The organism is Komagataeibacter oboediens (assembly GCF_003207815.1).
In the GTDB taxonomy this organism is placed as follows: Bacteria; Pseudomonadota; Alphaproteobacteria; order Acetobacterales; family Acetobacteraceae; genus Komagataeibacter; species Komagataeibacter oboediens.
In genome coordinates this window covers 1-23,964 of sequence record NZ_NKTX01000003.1, presented here as the reverse complement: position 1 = coordinate 23,964, position 23,964 = coordinate 1, and the positions used below count along the sequence as shown (strand labels likewise).

General features: G+C 62.7%; 21 protein-coding genes and 1 pseudogene. 11 read left to right on the top strand and 11 right to left on the bottom strand.

The features are described 5' to 3' along the window. Positions 1–92 precede the first annotated feature (92 nt). The 3 genes from CFR80_RS03005 to CFR80_RS02995 all read left to right on the top strand — a co-directional run bounded on the left by CFR80_RS03005 (position 93) and on the right by CFR80_RS02995 (position 3,046). The gene (locus CFR80_RS03005) at positions 93–722 is read left to right on the top strand and encodes a hypothetical protein (RefSeq protein ID WP_029329511.1); all 630 of its coding nucleotides are present in this window, start codon (positions 93–95) and stop codon (positions 720–722) included. After that, positions 719–1,993: an AAA family ATPase gene (locus CFR80_RS03000; protein ID WP_010514722.1), complete on the top strand. Its 1,275-nt coding sequence runs from the start codon at positions 719–721 to the stop codon at positions 1,991–1,993. The genes CFR80_RS03005 and CFR80_RS03000 overlap by 4 nt, the downstream gene beginning before the upstream one ends. 111 nt (positions 1,994–2,104) lie before the next feature. Next, positions 2,105–3,046 (top strand): hypothetical protein, encoded by a 942-nt coding sequence (locus CFR80_RS02995; protein WP_010514719.1) that lies wholly within the window; start codon positions 2,105–2,107, stop codon positions 3,044–3,046. Positions 3,047–3,183: 137 nt separating this feature from the next. Here the strand turns inward: CFR80_RS02995 and CFR80_RS02990 are convergent, their stop codons facing one another. Then, positions 3,184–4,080, bottom strand: coding sequence for a LysR family transcriptional regulator (locus tag CFR80_RS02990; RefSeq protein ID WP_110507081.1), 897 nt, complete (start codon positions 4,078–4,080; stop codon positions 3,184–3,186). A 232-nt stretch (positions 4,081–4,312) separates the two neighbouring features. Then, positions 4,313–7,006 carry an aconitate hydratase AcnA gene (gene acnA, locus CFR80_RS02985; RefSeq protein WP_010514715.1) on the bottom strand — a complete coding sequence of 898 codons (2,694 nt, stop codon included), beginning with the start codon at positions 7,004–7,006 and terminating at the stop codon, positions 4,313–4,315. Positions 7,007–7,285: 279 nt separating this feature from the next. On the opposite strand from acnA, the gene ccmA reads away from it, so the two are divergent. Then, the gene (ccmA, locus tag CFR80_RS02980) at positions 7,286–7,930 is read left to right on the top strand and encodes a heme ABC exporter ATP-binding protein CcmA (RefSeq protein WP_010514714.1); all 645 of its coding nucleotides are present in this window, start codon (positions 7,286–7,288) and stop codon (positions 7,928–7,930) included. Between the two features lie 23 nt (positions 7,931–7,953). After that, a complete protein-coding gene (gene ccmB, locus CFR80_RS02975) occupies positions 7,954–8,607 on the top strand; it encodes a heme exporter protein CcmB (RefSeq protein WP_039734178.1) in 654 nt (217 codons plus the stop codon). 120 nt (positions 8,608–8,727) lie between these two features. Here the strand turns inward: ccmB and CFR80_RS02970 are convergent, their stop codons facing one another. After that, a complete protein-coding gene (locus tag CFR80_RS02970; RefSeq protein WP_042658879.1) occupies positions 8,728–9,120 on the bottom strand; it encodes a copper resistance CopC family protein in 393 nt (130 codons plus the stop codon). 119 nt (positions 9,121–9,239) lie between these two features. Then, positions 9,240–10,370, bottom strand: a complete 1,131-nt coding sequence (locus tag CFR80_RS02965; protein WP_048856820.1) for a type III PLP-dependent enzyme — start codon at positions 10,368–10,370, stop codon at positions 9,240–9,242. A gap of 382 nt (positions 10,371–10,752) precedes the next feature. Here CFR80_RS02965 and CFR80_RS02960 point away from each other — a divergent pair, with 382 nt between their 5' ends. Further along, positions 10,753–11,694: a YihY/virulence factor BrkB family protein gene (locus tag CFR80_RS02960; RefSeq protein WP_042658878.1), complete on the top strand. Its 942-nt coding sequence runs from the start codon at positions 10,753–10,755 to the stop codon at positions 11,692–11,694. 16 nt (positions 11,695–11,710) lie between these two features. Here the strand turns inward: CFR80_RS02960 and CFR80_RS02955 are convergent, their stop codons facing one another. Then, positions 11,711–12,253: a septal ring lytic transglycosylase RlpA family protein gene (locus tag CFR80_RS02955; protein WP_110507080.1), complete on the bottom strand. Its 543-nt coding sequence runs from the start codon at positions 12,251–12,253 to the stop codon at positions 11,711–11,713. Positions 12,254–12,404: 151 nt separating this feature from the next. Between CFR80_RS02955 and aroQ the strand changes: the two genes are divergently transcribed. Genes aroQ through accC form a run of 3 tightly spaced genes read left to right on the top strand, consistent with a single transcriptional unit; the run spans position 12,405 to position 14,673 of the window. Further along, entirely contained in the window at positions 12,405–12,860 is a 456-nt protein-coding gene (gene aroQ / locus CFR80_RS02950) for a type II 3-dehydroquinate dehydratase (RefSeq protein WP_010514708.1), read from the top strand. Beyond that, positions 12,857–13,321 (top strand): acetyl-CoA carboxylase biotin carboxyl carrier protein, encoded by a 465-nt coding sequence (accB, locus tag CFR80_RS02945; RefSeq protein WP_010514707.1) that lies wholly within the window; start codon positions 12,857–12,859, stop codon positions 13,319–13,321. Before aroQ ends, accB begins: the two co-directional genes overlap by 4 nt. Beyond that, a complete protein-coding gene (gene accC, locus CFR80_RS02940) occupies positions 13,321–14,673 on the top strand; it encodes an acetyl-CoA carboxylase biotin carboxylase subunit (RefSeq protein WP_010514705.1) in 1,353 nt (450 codons plus the stop codon). The genes accB and accC overlap by 1 nt, the downstream gene beginning before the upstream one ends. 142 nt (positions 14,674–14,815) lie before the next feature. Here the strand turns inward: accC and CFR80_RS02935 are convergent, their stop codons facing one another. From CFR80_RS02935 to CFR80_RS02920, 4 genes are all read right to left on the bottom strand, one after another. Next, complete coding sequence (locus CFR80_RS02935) at positions 14,816–17,050, bottom strand: FUSC family protein (protein WP_010514704.1); 2,235 nt, start codon at positions 17,048–17,050, stop codon at positions 14,816–14,818. Positions 17,051–17,185: 135 nt separating this feature from the next. Continuing rightward, positions 17,186–17,716 (bottom strand): adenine phosphoribosyltransferase, encoded by a 531-nt coding sequence (locus CFR80_RS02930; RefSeq protein WP_010514703.1) that lies wholly within the window; start codon positions 17,714–17,716, stop codon positions 17,186–17,188. Between the two features lie 184 nt (positions 17,717–17,900). Further along, positions 17,901–19,193 (bottom strand): multidrug effflux MFS transporter, encoded by a 1,293-nt coding sequence (locus tag CFR80_RS02925; protein WP_110507079.1) that lies wholly within the window; start codon positions 19,191–19,193, stop codon positions 17,901–17,903. Positions 19,194–19,281: 88 nt separating this feature from the next. Further along, positions 19,282–19,986 (bottom strand): TVP38/TMEM64 family protein, encoded by a 705-nt coding sequence (locus CFR80_RS02920; protein ID WP_110507078.1) that lies wholly within the window; start codon positions 19,984–19,986, stop codon positions 19,282–19,284. A 117-nt stretch (positions 19,987–20,103) separates the two neighbouring features. Between CFR80_RS02920 and CFR80_RS02915 the strand changes: the two genes are divergently transcribed. Beyond that, positions 20,104–21,174, top strand: coding sequence for a COX15/CtaA family protein (locus tag CFR80_RS02915; RefSeq protein WP_010514699.1), 1,071 nt, complete (start codon positions 20,104–20,106; stop codon positions 21,172–21,174). A gap of 45 nt (positions 21,175–21,219) precedes the next feature. Here the strand turns inward: CFR80_RS02915 and CFR80_RS02910 are convergent, their stop codons facing one another. After that, a complete protein-coding gene (locus CFR80_RS02910; protein WP_010514697.1) occupies positions 21,220–22,710 on the bottom strand; it encodes a glycosyltransferase family 87 protein in 1,491 nt (496 codons plus the stop codon). A gap of 301 nt (positions 22,711–23,011) precedes the next feature. On the opposite strand from CFR80_RS02910, the gene CFR80_RS02905 reads away from it, so the two are divergent. After that, positions 23,012–23,722 carry a hypothetical protein gene (locus tag CFR80_RS02905; RefSeq protein WP_258367719.1) on the top strand — a complete coding sequence of 237 codons (711 nt, stop codon included), beginning with the start codon at positions 23,012–23,014 and terminating at the stop codon, positions 23,720–23,722. An 87-nt stretch (positions 23,723–23,809) separates the two neighbouring features. Here CFR80_RS02905 and CFR80_RS19730 read toward each other — a convergent pair. Then, positions 23,810–23,964, bottom strand: a pseudogene (locus tag CFR80_RS19730) (IS701 family transposase); the annotation flags it as partial.

Genomic DNA, 23,964 nt, shown 5'->3' with positions numbered 1-23,964 from the left:
AGAACTATATATCGGACCGGGCGTTACATTTCCTGCATCTTAACGTCTTGCCAGATCACACCCGTGACCCACATTATGCACGCATGACGCCCTTGAACTCACCGCCGGAGCCCACTCGGGAACGCAGTGAACGCTCATCCAGCCGCCGGCTGGTTGTAGTGGGGCTGATCGCTGCCGTCGTCGCGGGCGGCGGTCTGGGCACGGGCGGTTTCATGGCCGCGCGCGAAGGGGGCAGCAGCAGCCAGACACCCCCCGTCGCGGCCGAGGCGGGCGGTGGTGGCACCAGCGATGGCACGCACCTCATGCTGAACGCCCCGGTGCAGAACCGCCCCGACATGATGGGCCAGATGCCCATGATCTCCCCCGACCGTGCGGCGGACATGCTACGCCAGACGTCCTATTCCATACAGCAGCAGGCCGAGATCCTGGCCGCGCTGAAACGGCGGGACATCATCCTGGCCGACATGCCCATGTATGACATGACCGGCAGCAACGCGGTGGTGAACGTGCAGTCGCTGGGGCTGGTGCAGACCGTGCATCTGGGTCCTCAGCCCAAAAGCGTGATCCTGCCCATCCGCGTGGCGGGCAACGTGTCCATTACCGCGGCGGGCGATCCCGGTCCTGCGGGCATCCACGCGGGCGCGGTCTTCGTGCCGGGCCCCACCGCGCTGCCGGTGCTGACGCGTGACACGGAAATCGTGATCGGGGTAGTTGTGCAATGAAACCGCTCTATCCGGCCCTGATGGAACGGCTGGTACCCCTCATCATGGTCATTTTCCTGGTGCTGGGCAGCTTTCAGGCCGCAATGGCGTTGCATCTTTCGCTCGCCAGCCTGCGGCATTTCATGGAATGGTGTGCCCCGGCCTATCCGGTCGTGGCAGCGGCCAGCGCCCTGCTGGCGCTGACCGGGCTGTGGTTTGAGAACCGGGCCGAAAAACTGGCCCGCAAGGGGATCCGACGCAGACGGGGATGGATAATGGACGTACTCGCCAGGCTGACCAATCGCAGCGCGCTGGAGGAAATGCTGGCGCGCGAACAGAAAGAAACCGTGATCGACGCGGAGGAACTGGCCGCAAGCCTGCGTGCCCGCGTGATCGGGCAGGACCAGGTATGCGAGGACGTGGCGACACAGTTGCGCCGCCGTCTGGCTCTGCAGGTGCGCGGCAAGCCGGTGGGCATCTTCCTGCTGGCAGGCCCGCCGGGCACGGGCAAGACCTATCTTGCCAAGCAGCTGGCCCGCCAGCTTGACCGTCCGCTGCTGAATTTCGACATGACGCAGATGAGTTCCCCCCATGCCGCGACCCAGCTGTTCGGCTCGCCCAAGGGGTATGTGGGGTCGGATACGTACGGCAAGCTGACCGGCGGGCTGAAGGAAAAGCCCGACGCGGTGGTCCTGCTGGATGAAATCGAGAAGGCGCATCCCGACGTCTTCAAGAAATTCCTGACCGCATGGAACGACGGACACGTGACCGAGGCCTCCACCGGGCAGCAGATTTCCACCGTACGCAGCATCTTCATCCTGACATCCAACATCGCCACCGAAGCCCTGACCGAAATTGCGGACAGGCTGGCAGATGAACCCGACAAGATGCGCGCCGAATCGGTCGAAGCCCTGCGCCAGGCCGGTTTCGCGCCGGAAGTGCTGAACCGTCTGGACCGCATTTTCATTTTCCGTCCGCTGGAAGGACTCGACATCGCGCGTGTCTCCGCCCTTGAGATCGAGGCCATGATCGACAGCTATGGCCTGAAGGTCGAAACCGGCGGCATTGATCCCGCGCTGCTGTTTGAAGTCATGCGCAGGCAGGACCGCATGGGGCCCGCCGCCAGTGCGCGTGATCTGGCCCGATCCATTGAGGACATGATCAGCGACTCGCTCATCACCGCCCGCCAGCAGGGGGCGAAACTGGTGCGCGTTGTCTCCAGTGAAGACGGCATAGTGGCCGAAATCGCAGACGAAGAACGCGATGCCCAGCGCGCGCGGATCAGTTCCTGATCCATGCGGGTGGTATCACGTTTCCAGTCCCGGCCAGCCCTGACGGACCACGGTGCCCTGCCTGTTTCCCAGGTGGGGAAAGGCATGACCGCCTGCGGCATGGACTGCTGAATGTCTGCTTTCTCGCGTTTGTGGCATCGTGCGCCGTTATGGCGGTTCTGCCTGTACCTGATCGTGCCGTTTACGGTGCTGACGCTGATTTTCCCGCCAGCCTACCTGCTCCGGCTGGTGCCCCGTCTGGCTGCGCTGTCTGCGAATATCCATAATCGGCTGGGCATGCATGATGCCCCTGCAAAAGGTGAAGGCAGCGGGGACAGCAATGGGGAAGACGGTGTCATTACAATGATGCCGATTACCGACCGGCTGACCAAGGCAATCCCGTTCGCAGGCCGTATCCTGCCGCTACCTGCGGGCACATGGCACCCGGTCATGAACATCATCAATGGTCCGCACGGGGAAGTGCTGGAAAACGTCCTGATCCGCGTGGAAGGCCATGTGGTGACCGGCATGATCGGGGCGGAAGGCAGCACCCAGCCCGTGCCGGAAACGGCCATTTCCTCCATTGATTCCAGTTGCCATGACGACCGGAACTACATGTCCCGCGTGCTGACCGCACATCCGCCCGCCATGGAATGCTGGTTCACCACGGCGGTCTATCCCGCTTCCATCAACCGTACGGCCATCATCGCCAACCGGCTGCGTGAAGAAGGTTTCGTCCTGCCGCCCGTGCTGCTGAAGGCCGGGTGGAGCTACAGCACGCCCGCAGGTGACCACAACGTCAATGTCGAAACGGTGACCATCTTCCTCAATCCCGTGAATACCGACAGCACCAAGATGCTGCGCACACCGGATTACTGGGTCAAGGACACGCTGGGCCAGCAGCCTGCCGCCAGCGACTTCGTCAAACGCACGAATACGTGGATGGCTGGCTGGGCGCAGGTCCTGCATGACGGGTTCAACAGCGACATGCTGGCCTCAAGCGAGGAACAGCGTGAACGGCTTGCGCGTGATCCCGCTGCCCCGCAGCCCGGCCGGGGCAGCCCACTGGACTGAAAACAGACAGTTCTTTGATGAGAAACAGAAGTTTCTGGTAAAGCTTTTTTCAGAACGCTTCAGAAAACGTCACCTTTCTGAAAAAAGGGGTACCCGGCAACTGTCATGACCCAGCCGGGACAGACGCAATGCGTGGCCTAGCCCTGCCGCAATACGTCTGAAATCTCGATCAGGAAGTCCAGCACGGTACGAGTGCGCAGCGGCAACGTACGCGGCCCGGTGTGCACGGCATAAAACGGCAGTTCCGGAATTGTCCATTCCGGCAGCAGGTGCTTGAGACGGCCGGCAGCGATGTCCTCTTCCACCTGGAATGTCGGCAGCATGCCAATCCCCAGCCCCGCGCGTACCGCCTGCAGCACGGCCTCGCTGCTATTGGCACGGAACGGGCCACTGGCCGCGACAGTGGTTTCAGCTTCACCCTTCCGGCCGAACTGCCAGTCATGACGGGTGCCGCCATAGCTGTAGGCAATGCAGGGGTGGTTCAGCAGGTCACGTGGATGTTCCGGCGTACCACGGCGGGCAAGGTAATCGGTCGACGCCACCACGCAGCGATGGACCGAACCCAGCCTGCGGGCAATCAGCGATCCTTCGGCAATGGACCCGATGCGGATGGCAAGATCCAGCCCTTCTTCCACCAGGTCGCCAAAACCGTCACGCATGACCAGTTCAACCGACAGATCGGGATGTTCCTCCAGCAGGCTGCCCAGCCGGCTGGTCAGATACAGACCAAACGCCGTGGTCACGCCAAGGCGCACAAGGCCGGACACCGCTGCACGACGGCGACCAAGGGCCGTTTCCGCCGTTTCAAGGATTTCCAGCACTTCATAGGCGTGCGGCAGCAGGCTGCGCCCGTCTTCGGTCATCATGAGGCTGCGGGTGGTCCGGGCGAACAGCGTCGCGCCGTAATGGGCTTCAAGCAACGCAATATGGCGGGAAATGGTGGGCTGGCTTGCCCCCGTCTCCCTTGATACCGCCGAGAATGAACCCGTGGCGGCCACACGGACGAAGCTATGCAAGGCAGAAAGCAGATCCATGAAGCCTCAGCACCCTTAACTATGTTATTACATAGTCATTGTTCTAAACGGCATCTCATTTATGCACAATATAGAGAAAAGGCACCACGGATATGTGTAAAATGCAACGGTAATCCCGATTACCTATGCCGATCATGCATATATGCCCTGCCCATAAAAAACGGCGGCCCACGTGATACGGGCCGCCGTCCTTTTCATTCCATCCCGGTCAGGGCCGGGACAGGCACCATGATTACGCGGCTTTGGTCATGCCACGCAGCACGGTCTGGAGAATGCCGCCATTGCGGAAATACTCCACCTCATCCAGCGTATCGACGCGGCACAGCAGAGGCACGTCCTGCTTGGAGCCATCGGCGCGGGTGATGGTCATGGTCATCGTCATCCGTGGCGTGATCTTGTCCAGACCACGGATTTCGAAGGTCTCGTCGCCCTTCAGGCCCAGCGTCTTGCGCGTCGTACCTTCCTCGAACAGCAGGGGCAGCACGCCCATGCCCACCAGGTTGGAGCGGTGGATACGTTCGAAGCTTTCAGCGATCACCGCACGCACGCCCAGCAGCAGGGTGCCCTTGGCCGCCCAGTCGCGTGAGGAGCCCATGCCATATTCCTTGCCGCCGATCACGACCAGGGGCACGCCCTCCTTCTTGTATTCCATCGCGACATCGTAGATGGAGCCTTCCTTGCCGTCCGGGAAGTGCTTGGACACGCCCCCTTCGGTGCCGGGCAGCATCTCGTTCTTGATGCGGATGTTGGCAAACGTGCCACGCACCATCACACGGTCATTGCCGCGACGCGAACCGTAGGAGTTGAAGTCCTTTTTCGCGACGCCATGTGCCTCAAGGTACTGCCCGGCAGGCGAGCTTTCCTTGATCGCGCCAGCAGGCGAGATGTGGTCGGTCGTGATGTTGTCACCCAGCAGCGCCAGCAGACGGGCACCGATGATGTCGCCACGCGGCTTGGGTTCGGGCGTGATGTCCTGGAAGTACGGCGGGTCCTGCACATAGGTGGAGGACGGATCCCACTTGTAGGTCTCGGAACCGGTGGCGACCTTCAGCGCCTGCCATTCCTTCGTACCCTGGCTGACGTGCTTGTAGCGGTTGATGAACTCCTCACGCGTGATCGCGGTGCCCATCAGGGCGGCGACTTCGTGGTTGGTGGGCCAGATGTCCTTCAGGTACACCGGCTTGCCGTTCTTGGAGGTGCCCAGCGGGGTGGTGGTGATGTCCTCACGCATGGTGCCCAGCAGGGAATACGCCACGACCAGCGGCGGGCTGGCCAGGTAGTTGGCGCGCACGTTGGGCGAAATACGGCCTTCGAAGTTACGGTTGCCCGAAAGCACCGAAACCGCGACCAGCTTGTTGCCTTCAATCGCATCGACGATGTGATCTTCCAGCGGGCCGGAGTTGCCGATACACGTCGTGCAGCCATAACCCACGGTGTTGAAGCCCATCGCGTCCAGTTCGGCCTGCAGGCCGGCGCGGTTGAGGTAGTCGGTCACCACCTGCGATCCCGGCGCGAGCGAGGTCTTGACCCACGGCTTGGGCTTCAGCCCCAGCGCACGTGCCTTTTTCGCCACCAGACCAGCCGCGATCAGCACGGCAGGGTTGGAGGTGTTGGTGCACGACGTGATGGCCGCGATCACGACATCGCCATGGCCGATCTCGTAATTGGTGCCAGCAACCTTGGCCTTCTTGTCCTTGTCGGCTTCGGGCACGCCCAGGCTGCCGGTCAGTTCCTTCTCGAACGCCTTGTCCGCACCCTTCAGCACGACGCGGTCCTGCGGGCGCTTGGGGCCTGCGATGGACGGCACGATGGTCTCAAGGTTGAGTTCCAGCGTATCGGTAAACACGGGATGCGCCGATTCGGCATGGCGGAACATGCCCTGCGCCTTCAGGTATTCTTCCGTCAGCTTGATGCGGTGTTCTTCACGGCCGGTCTGGCGCAGGTAATCCAGCGTCAGGTTGTCTACGGGGAAGAAGCCGCAGGTCGCACCATATTCCGGTGCCATGTTGGCGATGGTCGCACGGTCGGCAACCGGAAGATGGTCAAGGGCGGGGCCGAAGAATTCGACGAACTTGCCGACAACGCCCTTCTTGCGCAGCATCTGGGTGACGGTCAGCACCAGGTCAGTGGCGGTCGCACCTTCAGGCAGCTTGCCAACCAGCTTGAAGCCGATCACGTCGGGGATGAGCATGGCGATCGGCTGGCCCAGCATCGCGGCTTCCGCCTCGATCCCGCCAACGCCCCAGCCCAGCACGCCCATGCCATTGACCATGGTGGTGTGGCTGTCTGTGCCGAACAGGGTGTCGGGATAGGCATAGTCCTTGCCATCCACATTTGCCGTCCACACCGCCTGCGCGATGTATTCCAGGTTCACCTGGTGGCAGATCCCCGTGCCCGGCGGAACAACGGAGAAGTTTTCGAACGCTTCCTGGCCCCAGCGCAGGAAGGCGTAGCGTTCGCCGTTGCGCTCGAACTCGATGGTCACGTTGTCCTGCAGCGCTTCGGGAGAACCCGCCACGTCCACCATGACCGAATGATCGATCACCAGGTTGACGGGAACCAGCGGGTTCACCTTCTGCGGGTCGCCCTTCAGTTTCAGGATACCGTCGCGCATCGCGGCCAGATCGACCACGGCGGGAACGCCGGTGAAATCCTGCATGAGGATACGCGCGGGCTTGAAGGGAACTTCCTTCGTGCTGCGCCCTTCCTTCAGCCATCCGGCGATGGCCTTGGCGTCCTCGACCGAGTAGGAATGTCCGTCCTCGAATCGCAGCACGTTTTCCAGCAGCACCTTCAGGCTGACCGGCAGGCGGCTGACGGAGCCGATCGTCTTTTCAGCTTCCGGGATCGAGAAATAATGGTAGGTCTTGCCGTCCACATTCAGTGTGCGGCCCGTTTTCATTGAGTCGTGCCCAACCGTCTTCATTGGCTTTGTTTCCTCCGAGGCATCAGCAACGGATCGTCCCGTATGACCGTTTTTCCCTGCCCCACTTCCATGGCGCGGGATTTGCGGCCTTGTCGGGGACAACCTGCTTGATCTCCCAACGGGGGTAGAACATACCCGGACGCGGTTGCGACACAAGCTGGAGCCGGTAACAAGAAAGCGGGAGCAGGCGTTTTTTTCCGCCCGCCTGTCCCATCACCCACCGATCGGAGGATTTCTGTCATTCCTGCCTTTACTCCCCCCGGCCGCCCCCTGCTGGAAGTGGAAAATATATCGGTTTTCCGCGGTGAACGGCTGGTTCTGGACCGTGTCGGCTTTACGCTGGATGCGGGTGATGCGCTGCTCCTGACCGGGCCAAATGGCGCGGGCAAGTCCACTTTGCTACGTGTGCTTGCGGGTTTGCGCAAACCTGAAGGCGGCCATGTCCTGTGGTCCGGCGTCGATGCGCTGGCCGATCGCAGCCAGCATGCCGGACGGGTGGCCTATCTGGGTCATCAGGACGCGCTGAAGCTGGGGCTGACACTGCGCGAAAACCTGACGCTGGCGGCCCGCGCAAGTGGCGGGAATCCCGATTTGTGCATGAAATCGCTTAATATTTCCGGACTGGCCGACCTGCCCGCGCGCATGCTGTCGGCGGGACAGAAACGACGCGCGGCACTGGCGCGCGTCCTGCTGGCGCAGGCGCCGCTGTGGCTGCTGGATGAACCCAGCCTGGGGCTGGACATCAACACGATGGACCTGCTGGGCGGCCTGTTCGCGGCACATCGGCAGGCTGGCGGAATTGTGATTGCAACCACCCACGTTCCCCTGCCCCTTCCCAATGCCCGCACGCTGGCGCTGCCGGGCCTGAACGAATCCGACATCCCGCAACCGATGGAGGATTTCCCCGAGGACGACCTGCTGTGAAATTCCAGATTCCCTCCCTCATCATGGCCATTCTGGAACGTGACCTGCGGCTTGCGCTGCGCCATGGGGCAGATACGCTGGGCGCCGTGCTGTTCTTCATCCTTGCGGGCGCGCTGTTCCCGCTGGCGCTTGGCCCCTCGCCCGAACTGCTGCGCCGCATGGCGCCGGGCATTGTCTGGGTCTGCGCGCTGCTGGCCGCCCTTCTACCTCTGGACCGCCTGTTCGGGGCGGAGCTGGAGGACGGGTCACTGGACCAGCTGCTCATGACCGGCCTGCCCGCCTCCCTCATCGCGCTGGCGAAAATGATGGCCCACTGGCTGACCACCGGCCTGCCGCTGCTGCTGGCGGCGGGGCCGCTGGCCATCATGCTGGGCATGCCTTCGGGCAGCATGGTGGTGCTGCTGACCGGGCTGTTCCTTGGCACGCTGATCCTGTCGCTGATCGGAGGGATGGCGGCGTCGGTGGTGCTGGGCGCGCGGCGGGGCGGCGTGCTGCTGCCACTGCTGGTGCTGCCGCTGACCACGCCCGCGCTGATTTTTGGCGCGGCGGCGCTGGATGCGGCCCAGACCGGCCTGTCATGGGGGCCGGACCTTGAACTGCTGGGCGCCTTTCTGGCGGCGGCAATTCCCCTGTGCCCGCTGGCGGCAGGGGCCGGGCTGCGGGCCGCTGTGGAATAAAAAAAGAGAAGTTTTTGGGTGAAGCTTTTTTCAAAAAGCTTCGAAGAACGCCGCCTTTTTGAAAAAATGCGGCGCCCAAAAACTTTTATTCCTGTTTGTCAATCTTTCATGCTGGCTTGCCTATCTGGCCGTAACGGGTGCTGCGGGGGCGCCCACATCAAACGGCAGCGTCCCCTGCACCGGGTCGCCGGTCCTGGCCCGCATGCGCCAGTGCAAAACATAATGCCCCGGCGTCAGCGCCACGTTCGTGGCAATGGACTGCTGTTCATCATCAATGGGCGATGCGGGCAATAGTTGTGGCACGCCGCTGGGACCAAGCAGCAGCAGGCGCGCGCGGAACGGGTCGATCACGGTGTCGAACGACAGTTTCAGGGCAACGTTGCCCGCAGCGACCCGCTGCCCTGCCGCAGGTTCGGAATGCACCAGCGCAGGCGCAGCACAGGCCTGCGCCACAGCCACACCGGACAGGATGGCGGACAGGCCAAGCATGCGCAGCATTGGGAAAAAGGACACGGGAACGACACCTCCGGCATGATTGAACCTGCCGTGTGTATTCCCCCGATATGCGAAGGGCGGCAAGACCTTCATCCCGCCGCCCTGCATTGCCAGCCCCCGGTCAGGGAAATGGCGTATCAGATATAATGTTCCTGGATCGGCTTCAGGCCATTGAACCCGGTCGAGCAGTAGGTCGAGACATACGCCCCGGTGGACAGCAGTTCGATCCGGTCCCCCGACTCCAGCCCCAGCGGCAGGTCATAGGGGGTCTTTTCATACATGATGTCCGCACCATCGCAGGTCGGACCGGCAATGGCGACAGGTCCGGTCGCCATACCGTCATGCGGGGTGCGGATGCCGTAGCGGATCGCTTCACCCTCGGTTTCCGCCAGGCCGCCAAAACGCCCGATATCAAGATAGACCCAGCGCACACCGTCATCGATGCCGCGACGGCTGACCAGCACCACCTCGGACGACACCACACCGGCGTCACCCACGATGAAGCGGCCCGGCTCGACAATCATTTCCGGCAGGTCGTTGCCAAAATGCTCCGTCATGGCGTGGCTGATCGCCAGCGCAAAGCTGTCGATGCCCGGCACGTCGTCGCGGTACCGGATGGGGAACCCACCGCCCAGGTTAACCATGCGCAGGTCAAGCCCCGCCGCCTTCAGGTCGGTGAACAGCATGCCCACCCGTGCGATGGCGGCTTCGTACGCGCCGGTTTCCGTCTGCTGGCTGCCCACATGGAAGGACAGGCCATACGGGTCCAGACCAAGGTCACGGGCGCGCAGCATGAGGTCACGCGCATTGTCCAGCGTCGTGCCGAACTTGCGCGACAGCGGCCAGTCGGCACCTTCGTTTTCCACGATCAGGCGGCAGTAGACACGCGAACCCGGCGCATGGCGGGCCAGCTTTTCCAGTTCTTCCACACAGTCGAAGGCGAACATGTCCACGCCAGCAGAAAAGGCGCGGGCGATGTTGGATGCCTTCTTGACCGTGTTGCCAAAGGAAATGTCCGCCGCACGCGCACCCGCGTCAAGGCACATGGAGATTTCTTCCCACGACGCGGCGTCGAACGCCGAACCCAGCCCCACGAGGCGGGTCAGGATTTCCCGGGCGGGATTGGCCTTGACCGCATAATAGATCCGGGCAAGCGGCAGCGCCTCGCGCAGTGCGCGATAGCGTTCCTCCACCCGGTCAACGTCAACGACAAGGCATGGCGTAGCAGGAGACTGCTCAGCCAGATAACGAGCGATTTTGGGAGTCATCGCACCCAAATCCCTTCTGTACTGCCGCCCGGATGAACACAATTCTGGAATTGCACAAACGGACAGATGTTGCGAAACGGTCTAACGGACCAGCGACCAATTAAGGACCCCCACCCTGTGGTGGCCCGATTGCCAGAACGCTTGACGTCGTTGCGTAACCTCAGAGGGCCAGTGGCACGTGCGTTGTTGCGTAGGGAGCGCATATGCGGACAATACGCGCGTGACGCAATAGAAAAATCATCCCCTGGGGAAGTTTTTCATCTAAGGTCACATGATCGTGGCACAATATACACATGCCGCCCCAATGGCCGGCCTGCCCATTCATGACCGTAAACAGGACACGAAGCGCCCCTTGATTGGTTCCTCTTCTCCCGAAATCGATATGACGGACATTCCACCGCCTGCGCACTGCCTGCCGCAGTTTTCCATGCAGCAGGTCAAGAAGGTGGCGCAACAGGTCGCCCGCAACATCGTATCCGATCAGATCACGCTGGCTGCGGCGGGGTGCGCGTTCTATGCCACCCTGTCGCTGTTTCCGGCCATGAGTACGCTTATCTCCCTGTACGGCCTGTTGTTCGATCCGCAGACGGTGGAACCCCAGCTGGTGGTCCTGCGCAACCTGCTGCCGCCATCCGCCTATGACATGATCGGGGACCGCATCCACCTGCTGGTGGCCGAATCGCATTCATCGCTTACGCTCAACCTGATCATATCGACCACCATCGCCACATGGTCGGCTTCGGCCGCCACGCGGTCGCTGATCATGGCCATGAACGTCGCCTACAACACACCGGAAACACGCAGCTTCCTGCGGTTCCAGGCCATGGGCATGGGACTTACGTTCTGTTCGATCTGCGGCGGGATCCTGACACTGGCCCTGATGGTGGCGCTGCCGTTCCTGCTGGACTACCTGCCGCAGCGGCTGTCGCTTGCTCCCCCGCCGGGGTCGGTCGAACTGCTGGTACACATGGGCGGGCCGCTGCTCATGCTGCTGTTCGTGCTGTCGTTGTGTTCCCTGCTGTACCGCTTCGGCCCCAACCGGCCCCATACATACTGGCGCTGCATCCTGCCCGGATCGGTGGGGGCGACGCTGCTGTGGCTGCTGTCGTCGGCGGGATTTTCCTATTATGTCAGCCATATCGCGGGCTACAGCGCCACGTACGGGCCGCTGGGCGCGTTCATCGCCATCATGATGTGGTTCTATGTCTCGGCATATGTCGTGCTGCTCGGCGCCGAACTGAATGCCGGGCTGGAAATCGAGATGAAACTGCGCTGCGCGCCCGAAAAGACCATGGAAGGCTGGACCAAGCACCAGAGCCTGTAATCAGGCCGGGACAGCTTCAGCGCGGCGCGCTGGCCACTTCTTCCTCATCACCCGGCAGGGGCCGGACATCGACCTGCGTGGTCCCCCTACCCATCATGCCCAGCTGGCGCGCCGCCTCGGGCGACAGATCGAGGATGCGGTGGCCGTGATAGGGCCCCCGGTCATTCACCCTGACCACGACCGAACGCCCCGTCTGGCGCGAGGACACCAGCACCCGCGTGCCAAGTGGCAGCTGGGGATGGGCTGCGGTCAGCGCACCGGGATCAAACATTTCGCCCGATGCCGAGGTGTGGCCCAGCTGCCGGCCGGTGCCGTACCAGCTGGCCAGCCCGTGCTGGCTCCAGTGTGCGGGGACGTGTGTCATGGCAGGAGGCCGACGTACGACGCCACGCCCACCGTGCCGCCCCATGACCGCGCCATGCCTGACCGCGGCACAGGCCACCTGCACGGCGCCGGATGCCGCCAGCATGAGACACGCCACAACCACCGGCCACGCAAACCGCGCCGCGCCGCGACCCATCCCCACGCCAGCATGCGGCTGATCGGGATATCCTGTCATGCCCCCCCATAACATGTGGGACGCCGATATCATACCAATAGCGTCATATCTCCCGATACCACCCCGGCACGGGTGCTGAAGGGGGCATGTACGCCACACCTGCCATGATCGGACTTGGAACCGGGCGGCGGGCGTGCTAGGCGCGTGCATCATGGAGCGCCCTCTCATTGCCGTGCTGAACGGCCCCAACCTGAACATGCTCGGACTGCGACAGCCCGAGGTTTATGGTCACGCCACCCTGGATGACGTGGAACAGGTCTGTGTCCAGGCCGCCGAACGCCTGGATGTGGCCATCGACTTCCGCCAGACCAATGGGGAGGGGGAACTCGTTTCATGGATACAGGAATGCCGGGGCCGCGCACGCGGCATCATCATCAATCCGGCGGCCTATTCCCACACTTCGGTTGCAATCCTTGACGCGCTTCTTGCCGTTGATCTGCCTGTGATCGAGGTGCACATTTCCAACATTCACCGCCGTGAAGCCTTCCGTCATCACTCCTACGTCTCCCGTGCCGCCATTGGCGTCATATGCGGGCTGGGCGTACGGGGGTATGCTCTTGCGCTTCAGGCCATGACAGACATGATTCTGGACGAGGACGATCAATGAGCCGACTGCTCGTGGATGCGGATGCCATTCGGGCATTGGCTGAAATTCTGACCGATACCGGCCTGACCGAAATCGAGATCGCGGAAAAGGACAACCGCATCCGTGTTGTCCGCGCGGCAGCACCGGTCGCCCACGCCGTGCCGGCCCCGGCCCCCGTGGCCGCCGCGCCCATCCCCGTGGCACCTGCGACGCCTGTGACCCCAACGGTCACCGATCCGGCCAAGCACCCCGGCGCCGTAACCAGCCCGATGGTGGGTGTCGCCTATCTGGCGCCCGACCCGTCTTCCCCGCCATTCATCACCGAAGGCCAGCAGGTCAGCGCGGGCCAGACGCTGCTGCTGATCGAGGCGATGAAGACCTTCAACCAGATCAAGGCCCCGCGCGCCGGCACCGTGAGCAAGATTCTGGTGCAGTCGGGCGACCCGGTCGAATTTGGCGAAGCGCTGGTCATCATAGAGTAATGTTTTCCAAGATCCTCATTGCCAATCGTGGCGAGATCGCCCTGCGCATCCTGCGGGCCTGTCGCGAACTGGGTATCCGGACCGTTGCCGTGCATTCCACGGCCGACACGGACGCCATGTATGTCCGCCTGGCGGATGAAGCCGTGTGTATCGGGCCGCCAGCCAGCCGCGACTCGTATCTTAATGTCGCGGCCATCCTGTCGGCCGCCACCATTACCGGTGCGGATGCGATCCATCCCGGTTACGGCTTCCTGTCGGAAAACGCCGATTTCGCGGAAACGGTCGAAGCCCACGGCATCACCTTCATCGGGCCGACGGCGGAACATATCCGCATGATGGGTGACAAGATCACCGCCAAGACCACCATGAAGGCGCTGGGCGTGCCGCTGGTCCCCGGATCGGATGGCGCGCTGGAAAACCTTGAACAGGCACGTGAAGTGGCGGCAAGGGTCGGCTATCCCGTGCTGATCAAGGCGGCTGCCGGCGGCGGCGGTCGCGGCATGAAGGTCGCCCCCACCGAGGCCGACCTTGAGGAAGCATGGAGCGTCGCCCGCACCGAAGCCCGCGCCGCCTTTGGCAATGACGAGGTGTATCTGGAAAAATACCTCGACAAGCCGCGCCACATCGAACTGCAGATCATGGCCGACACGCATGGCAACGTCGTGCATTATGGCGAACGTGACTGCTCGCTCCAGCGCCGTCACCAGAAGCTGCTGGAAGAGGCGGGCTCGCCCGCGCTGACGGCAAAGCAGCGTGACGAAATCGGCACGATCGCCACCTCCGCCCTGACCAAGCTCGGCTACCGCAACGCCGGCACGCTGGAGTTCCTGTACCAGGACGGACAGTTCTGCTTCATCGAGATGAACACCCGCCTGCAGGTGGAACATCCGGTGACGGAAATGGTGTGCGACGTGGACCTGGTGCGCGAACAGATCCGCATCGCGGCGGGTGAGCCGCTTGGCTACAGCCAGCCGGATATCACGTTTTCAGGTCATGCGATCGAATGCCGCATCAATGCGGAAGACCCGCAGACCTTCATGCCCACGCCGGGCACGATCACTGTCTATCACCCGCCGGGTGGGCTGGGCGTGCGAATCGACAGTGCGCTGTATGCGGGCTACCGCGTGCCACCCTATTACGACAGCATGATCGCCAAGCTGATCGTGCGTGCGCCCACGCGGCTTGAAGCCATCGAGCGCATGCGCCGCGCACTGGATGAATTCGTGATCGAAGGGGTCAAGACGGTCATTCCGCTGCACCGCAGGATTCTGGAAGATCCCCAGTTCCGCAAGGGTGACTACACCATTCACTGGCTGGAAAACTTCGTGGCCCGGCAGCAGGAAACGAACTGAACCGGTCCATACCTACAAGCAGACACGACAGAAAAGGGCGGCGCCATTCCGGTGCCGCCCCTTTTTTATTCTCCCGTCACCCGGCGAACCCCCGCGCCAGTCATGCCCACGTCCCGCACACGTACATCACGGCAGGCCAGCGTCAGGCCATGACCGGATCAAGATAGGGGCTGGATGCATCGAAGAACTTCTGATTGTGATCCAGTTCATAGGAAATCACGTACAGGCACGTCAGCGCACTGTCGATTTCCAGCCGCACGCCCAGATTATCCGCCTGTCCCGCCATCTGCTGCAGATGGAAAATGGCGAATTTGGCGGATCGCGCCGTGCGGCCATAATGGCCACCATACCGGCCGCTGAACTGCGCCATGCGGCCCATCATGTCACTGACCGCACGCTGCGCCTCGGGCGGAAGCAGGTGACGTTCAAGAATTGCGCGCAGCCGGATGACATTCAGCCCGATGGTCATGGCCGACAGGATACCCTGCAGATACGCATCGATAATCGTATCGGGCGTATTTTCGGCATTGGTCAGCAGGCGAACGAAACGGTCCACGTTATGTTCAACCACATACAGCGTGGTGGGCAGGTTGCGCGCACGCGCGATATAACGCAGCCCGCGCAGGATGCCGGTACGCATCTGCCAGCGCATGTCATTCGTATCGAACGGCAGGACCAGCCGGAACGACCACATGGCGTACCACAGCCCCAGCACCAGGGGCATGGCGGTATTGAAGAATGCGACTTCATCCAGTCGCGACTGGTTGCCCGGTCCCAGCAGGATGGGCAGGAACAGGTTGTACGACACCGCCCCCAGCACCAGCGCGGGATAGGCAAAGGCCAGCCCCCCCGCCAGCATGGGCAGGAACAGGCACACGGCCATGATTTCATACGTAGTAGGTTCAGCCAGGCGCCACAGCACCAGTATCCCCGCCACGATCGAGGCAATGATCGCCCCACCCAGGAACGCCCGCGTGGCCAGTGCCGGTTTTTCCAGCGTGGAGAACAGGCTGCACACAATGGAGACGAACATCATGAAGGTCAGCCCCGATGACCATGATGTCGTGACCCAGATCAGCCCCGATCCGAAAATGGTGACCGACGCCCGCAGGCTGTTGGTAAATGCCTGCTGCCAGTCACGGAAGGTCTTGAGCCGGTAGTGGAAATGGTCATGCAGCAGTGGATGGCGGCTGGCGTCGAACTGGATCAGCGCCTGTTCCAGTTCATCCAGTATCTCGCCCAGCGCGTAATTGAGCATGCGCTGCTGCGACAGCATCTGCACCAGTTGCGGATCGGTGGGCGCGCTGCCGGGACTGCCCATTTCCTCATCCAGCGAGTCAGCCACGCTCTGCCGGCATGCGGCCTGAAGTGCTGCCAGGCGGGCAAGGACGGGATGGATGTCATCACTGGCTTCAAGCTGTGACGCCATATCCTTGAGGAAGGCTTCCACCTTGCTTGATGTTGCGGAGAAAGCGGCATCGGGCATGCCGCATGGTCCCTGCATCAGAGCCGCCAGGTCCAGACCGCGTGACAGCAGCATGGCCACCCGGGCCAGGGCGGCGCGCGCATGGTCGCCTTCATGCCCACGGTGGGATCCCATCTCCACTTCCGCGAATTCGATCTGGTCGCTCAGGGTGGTGATATTGGAAAAGACGCCACGCGCCTTCTTGAGCACCTGCGTATCCCCCGACAGCAGGGAGGCAAGGGTCTGGGCCGCCCCGTTGATGGCCGTCAGGAAATTGGCGGCCAGGCGATCCTGCGCGCGCTCCTCCAGCTTGAACTGAAACAGGGAGGAGACGGAGCTCTCCAGAACGATGCCCAGCACGATATAGGTCGCGCGCGCCATGGCCGTCATGAAGATATGCTCGGGATCGGCAATCCCGTCGAGCGAGATGATGGCGTAGGTAAAGCCGCTCGCGCGCATGCCGTGGATACGGTAATTGGTCATGGTCGCGGGACCGGGCAGCAATGTCCCGATAAAGCAGAACGTGCCGATCCCGATCGCCAGCAGGAGAATGAACATGAGCGGCGCCTGTGGAAAGGCTGCCACCAGCAGCACGGCGCAGATCGTGCCGACCACCATGCCAAACAGGTGCCATCGCGCCTTGGCGACACTCTTGCCACGCGTGCCCTGCGCCACCATCCAGACCGTAAGCGCCGCCCATTGCGGGCTGCCCAGTTCCCACCACAGGGCAATGCCCAGCGCGATGAGGGAGGTAATGGTGGTCCGCAGCGCGTAACCGAAGGTAAAGATGCCGGGCGCGTACAGCCAGCGCAGGTGATCCTGCCGCAGGGTCATGCCCGGCGGCCACAGGCGCCTGAAAAAATCACGGACCTGATTCTGAAAACGGATCAGGGAAAGCTCAAGACCTTTCATCCCGGCATCAGGCTCCCCTGTTCAGATACAATCCATCCACACTGTACATCATAGCGGCCCGGCGCACAGGCCAACAACCCGCTGGCAACATGGAAGAAAGCGCATGCCGCATACCATATGCCCGGCGCTGCCGGTCTACTCGTCGTAGGAAACGAGGGTCTTGACCGGGACATCCAGCCGGCCGCGGCCACCAAGCCCCGTCAGTTCGATCATGGTGGCGGCCCCCACGACATCGGCCCCTACCTTACGCAGCAGCGCAACCGATGCCACCAGCGTGCCACCCGTGGCCAGCAGGTCATCCATGACCACCACGCGCTGCCCCGGCTGGATCGCATCGGACTGGATATGCAGCGAATCGGAACCGTATTCCAGGTCATAGCTGTGGGACACGGTCTCACCGGGCAGCTTGCCGGGCTTGCGCAGCATGACCAGCCCGCAGCCAAGGCGGCTGGCCAGCGGGGCCGCCGTCAGGAACCCGCGCGATTCGATGGCGGCCAGCATGTCCGGCGCCCATGGGGCGACCGCCGCGGCCAGACGGCCCATGGCAATCTGCCACGCATCCGCATTCCGCATCAGGGTCGAGATATCGTAGAACAGGATACCCGGCTTGGGAAAATCCGGGATGTTACGGATATATTGTTTCAGGTCGATCTTGGCAGTCGTCATGATCGGTGCGCAGTCCCCGTTGCGTGGTCATACAGATCCGGGACATGCCTGCCCCGTTCACGAAAATGTCGCCCCTGCGGACGGCCCCCCGCTGTAGCCGCCACACGGCGGGGCGACAACCCCAACCGGACGCGGGGCACATGCTTAGGCGCGCACGCCCGGGCCGTTGCAGACGGGGAAGACTTTATTCCTGCCCTGCCACCGTGCTGCCAGGGGGGCGTGCGGGACGCAGCAGCGCCATGACCAGCATGATCGCAGCCCCCATCAGCATGACGCCGGCCATGGGAATGGGGGAATTGGTCGGCAACATGCCGACGAAGGCCCCGGCCACCGCGCCCAGCACGTATTGCAACGTGCCCACGAATGCGGAGGCACTGCCCGCGAAACGCGGGTGATCGGCCAGCGCGCCGACCGTGGCATTGGGACCAATGATGCCCGTGGTGCCCAGCGACACCATCATGGTCAGGATCAGGCACCCCATCATCCACATCGGCGCATGGCCGCCGTGCTGCATGGCGAAGGCAATGACAATGGCCATGGCCGTCATGGCGACGGTCCCCACCAACGCGATCCCCACCGTAAACCCGAGGATACGGGTCGCGTCGATCCGCCCCACCAGCATGCCATTCAGCTGCGACGCCCCGATCATGCACACCGCGAATACGCCGAACAGCATGCCAAAATGCGCCGCCGACAGGCCGAACAGGCCACGGAACACCGACGGGGCCGCCGACAGGTAGGTAAAGGACATGAAGCACGAGAAACCGGCAATCATGGCATGCGTGATGAACCCGCGGTCACGCGCCAGCATCACGTAGCGGCTGAACAGGGTGACGGGCGAAAATTCACTGCGGTTTTCGGGTTTCAGCGTTTCAGGCAGCACGCGCCAGATCAACAGGATGCAGATCAGCCCATATACCGCCGATGCCCAGGAGATCGACCGCCACGACGCAATCGACAGCACCATGCCCCCCAACGTGGGCGCAAGAATGGGCACGACCCCCATCACCAGCACCAGCCGCGACATGAGGCGGGCTGATTCATTGCCATGCGACATGTCGCGCACGCAGGCACTGGGAATGATCAGGCTGGCCGATGCCCCAAGCGACGCGATCAGGCGGAAAAACGAAAAAGTGGGAATGTCGCGCGCCATCGCGCACCCGACCGATGCCAGCGTATAGACCAGCGTCCCCACCAGCATGGGCCTGCGCCGACCGAAACGATCCGACAGCGGCCCCATGGTGATCTGCCCGATCGCAAGCCCGACGAACCATATGGCCAGCGTCATCTGCGCCGAACCCGCGCGTCCGTGCAGCGTCGATTCCAGTTCTGGAAAGGCCGGAAGGTAGATGTCGGTGGAAACAGGGCCGACCGCGGTCAGGAACCCCAGCAGGATCGCAATCCACCCCAATGGGCGGACAGTCGTTTCCGGCACGGGCTTTTCCGCTGAATGGCCCGCCGTTGCGGATGAGCCCATGAGGCACTCCATATTGAAAGATCGTGCAGACTAGTAGACCAGCAGGGTCCACTTTTTCACCATCTAATTACGACATTACTGCAATTCGCTATCGCGATACCCATGCGGTGTCAAGGCGGCGCGCGCGCATGCGGCGCATAAGCCACAACCCCAGCAACGCGGACAGGGCGAACAGCATAACAGCCACCCCGATGCGCCATGGCCCCTCCAGCCGGATACCCGACCCCACCAGCACGAACACGACGGTCTGCGGCAGGCTGCCCAGCATGGTGGCCATCACGAACGGCACGACCCGCACCCCCAGCATGCCCGAAGCCAGATTGAGGACAAGCGCCGACCCCACCGGCATGAGCCGCAGCGTCAGCACGGATACAAAGGGTTCCTGACGCACGAAACCATCCAGCCGCGCCATGGTTGCCGCAAACCGCGCGGGCATGCGCGGCCGTCCCGCCCACCGTCCCCAGCTGTATCCGAACAGGCAGCCCGTCACGGTCGCCAGCGTGGCCAGCACGCAGCCCCCCCCGATTCCATAGGCGGCACCCGCGGCAAAACACACCGCCTGGCGTGGCAGGCCAGACGCACAGAACGCGCTGGCAGCCAGCACGAATATCGCCACCCCTTCCCCGCCCGCATGCATGGCGGGGCCAGCCGTCAGCATGGCGCGTACCCCCGGCAGGCGGCCCAGGACCACGGCCAGCCCGACAAAGGCCGCCAGCAGCACGATGGGCCGGACCAGCGCGCGCAACGCGGGCCGCGCAGGGGGTGCAGGCCGTGCGGCGTGCGATAATGTCATGCGTGCGTCCCGTTTTCCGACTGCGATTTACTTCTTCGCGCCTAGCATCGCCTTGCGGCGGACTGCAAGGGCGGTCTAAATCCGGTTATGTCTGCATATTCCCGAAATGGCTCCCTGATGGGCCGTACGCCCCCGTCCGCGCAGGAGCTGCGCAACCGGCAGCGTATCTCGACGTGGCTGTTTGCAATCTGCTTCATGCTGGTCGGCATGATTGCGCTGGGTGGTTATACCCGCCTGACCGGATCGGGCCTGTCCATCATGGACTGGCGGCCCATTACCGGCATGATCCCGCCACTGAGCCACGCAGAATGGGAACGGCAGTTCGCGCTGTACAAAACCATTCCGCAGTACAAAATCCTGCATGACGGATTCGGGCTGTCCGGGTTCCAGCAGATATTCTGGGCGGAATGGACGCACCGGTTCTGGGGGCGGCTCATGGGGCTGGTCCTGCTGGTGCCGCTGGTCTGGTTTTCCATCACCGGCGCGCTGAACCGTGGGCTGGCGCTGCGGCTGGTCCTGTTTTTCGTGCTGGGCGGCCTGCAGGGCGCCATCGGCTGGTTCATGGTGGCGTCGGGCTTCAACCCCGACAGCACGGCGGTCGCCCCCGTGCGGCTGGTGCTGCACCTGTGCTGCGCCTTCGCACTGTACATCGCCATCCTGTGGACGGCGCTGTCCGTGCGCACGCCGCGTCCCGCCTTCATTCCTGCAACGCCCGAGGTCGTGCGTGTTCACCGTCTGGTCTGGGCCATCTGCCTGCTGGTGGGCATCACGGTCATCGCGGGCGGCTTTACCGCAGGCACGCATGCGGGCTTTGCCTACAATACCTTCCCGCTCATGGACGGGCACCTGATCCCGCAGGGCTATGCGCGGCTGCACCCGTTCTGGCTGAACTGGTTCCAGAACATCCCGGCCGTCCAGTTCGACCACCGGCTGCTGGCCACCACCACGGCGCTGGTCATTGGCGGTACCATCGTGCTGGGACTGCGCACGCCGCAACTGGGTCAGGATGTCCATAATGCGCTGGCGGTACTGGGGTGGCTGGTGCTGCTGCAGTACGCACTCGGGATCACCACGCTACTGCTGGTGGTGCCGGTATGGGCGGGAACGGTGCACCAGACCTGTGCCGCCATCGTGCTGACGGCAGCCATCATCACCCTGCATCGCCTGCGGGGGGTAGGCCACCCGTAACACCGCGTGTGTGGCGGCGCGCATGCCGCGCCACCACCGCCACGATCAGGGCGTTACGATGTAGGCCACGCCCTGCAGCCGTGCATGGGTATAGCGCGCGCGGATAATGCGCCACAGGTCCGTAAACTCCCAGACGTCTTCCTGCGTATCAAAGAGTGAATTGCTGACGAACGCCGCAATATCATGCCGGTCCACGACGCGCTCCAGCGCCGTGGCGTCATGCGTGACCGCGACATGCTGGGAATAATTGAAGAAATCCATCACCACCGGCTTGTGAGCCCAATAGCACAGGGCCAGCGTCTCACACGCAACATTGCCATCAATGGCGCGCACGGCGGCGACCGTTTCGTTCGATGCGTCGATATGCTCTGCGATGCTGGTCACGCTGACGCGGTACAGATAAGGGACATAGGCTGGCATGCTGACCATGACCGGCAGCAGGTTCAGCCCCACCATGCCGACAAGGACGGCGCGGGCGGGGACGCGGCCAGTCATCCGTGCCCCCGTTGCAAGGGACGACATGGCCAGCCCCGCGCACAGGCTGGCGGCGATCAGCGCCTCGAAACAGGCATTATGCGATACGCCCATGCCCGTGCGCTGCACGATGGCCGATGCCGCCGCCAACCCCAGATACAGCCCCAGCAACAGGCCGTACCGATGCCTCAGACGCAGCCAGGGCACGAATGCACATGATACCACCATGCCGCTCAGCCCCAGCACGTTACCCAGTCCCTTGAGCAGGCCATACGCACGGAAAATGCGCTTGTGACCAAGGACGCCCTGTACAAAATCCGGGCCGAAACTGGCGTAATACAGCCCTCCCAGCAGGCATAGCGACAGCAGGCATCCCCCCATCCACGCCACGGCATGACGCCGGTCGGTCAGCAGCAGCCACACCAGCACCGCCACGGGCAAGGCCAGTATGTTGTGCTTGAAGGTCAGTCCCGCCACCATGATGAAACCCGCGCAGAAAGGCCGCCACGCGCCAGACCGCCCCGGTTCGCGACCATTGCCCAGCAGCACCATGAAGCCCGTCATGATGACGGCCTGCCCCAGCCATTGCGGATCATCCATGGCGACATAATCGCTGTAGAACACGGCGGAATAGATCATGACCAGCAGACCGGCCAGCCACGCCCCCGCCCGTGTTCCGCCACAGGCAAGGACGATGCGTCCCGTAGCCCAGGCACAATACAGCAGCGCCAGAAGCGAGATGATCCGCCCCGCCACGATCATGTCCCCCACAAGCCAGCCGAACAGGCCGACGACATAGAACGAGCTGGGCGGGTAATTATTGAACACCATCTGGTCCGATGGCGGGTATAGCGGCGCGTGGTCCAGCCCTATGGCACGCTGCGCCAGATAGGCATTCCACCCTTCATTGCTGGATAACGAGACATGCGCGGTAATAAACGCCACATGCGGGGCAAGAAGAACACATACAAAAAATACGCCAAGAAAAATCCATATAGAATTCTTGTTTCTTGTTTTTTCTACAACACGATTCATATTTTCTGTATGGTTTTTATTGTTCATGGCACTTTAAATACATATGAATGCAGAAAACGGAGGGAATGTGGCGCATCCGGATATTTCTGTAACCCCACGGTGACAATGTCCTGATCCCGATATCCTGACAGATGCATGCGTGCCCCATGCTGACCCGAACCAGGTCCGATGGATACCGTTAGAACAGGCTGCAATAATTTCATATGCCACGTTGACCATTTTTTATGGTGTCATGCCCTGACCTGCGTACAGGTGCAAACCGGACGGAAAATACCTATATGGAGCACACGCTGCCCGGAACCGGACGGCAGGTATCAGGCAGCCCACCATGACGCCGGTTACCATGGGGCAATCCGGCCACGTGACAGGCCACGTCTTTTCCGGACGGGTGATTTTCTGCGATACATCGCATTCAGATATGCAGGAATGGAACATGCTCAAGCTGAAACATGTCATGACAGGTGCGCTGCTGGCACTGATCGCATGCGGACCGGTCGCCCATGCCGAACCGCATGGCGGGGGTGGGGGCGGCGGCTTCCATGGTGGCGGTGGCGGCTTCGGCGGCGGCCGGGGCGGCGATGGCTGGCACGGCGGCGGCCGGGGTGGCGGTGACTGGCGCGGTGGTGGCCGGGGCGGTGGCTGGCGAGGCGGCGGTTGGGGCTGGGGTGGATGGAGCGGCGGCTACTACCCCGCCTATGTCGGCTGGGGCTATCCATGGGGTGGATGGGGCGGCTGGGGTTGGGGCTGGGGCGGCTACGGCATGGGCTATGGTATGGGCTATGGCATGGGCGCCGCCATGGGGGCGGCCGCAGCCGGCGCCAGCTATCAGGCCGCGCCTGAAATCTATAACGGTACGGGCAATAACGCACCGGAAGATGATTCCGTTTATGACAAGGACCTGTCCACGCTCCTGACCGACCAGACTGCCCCGGCACAGCAGGGACAGCCGGCAACGGGCCAGTCCGCACCCGCCAGGTCCGTCACCTGCCCGAAGGGTCAGGTCTATAACACCCTGACCGAAAGCTGCGACCGGCCCTAACACTACTTTGGCAGAATATGTTGCGAGGTCTGGAGTAGAAGGTTTCCACAGTGCGGGCATTGCCCGATAGGTGGTCGTAGGATGCGATCAAGAATGGCCTGTCGTATTGCTGGCAGACTGGGCTGTGGCGGTGGGCCGGTGACTCTTTTTTTTCCGCCCGACCGCCGTAAGGCGCCGGGACTGGAGAAAGGCGTAGGCCATCATGGACATCAGGGCGTGTCGGTGCAGGCCTGTCCATGATC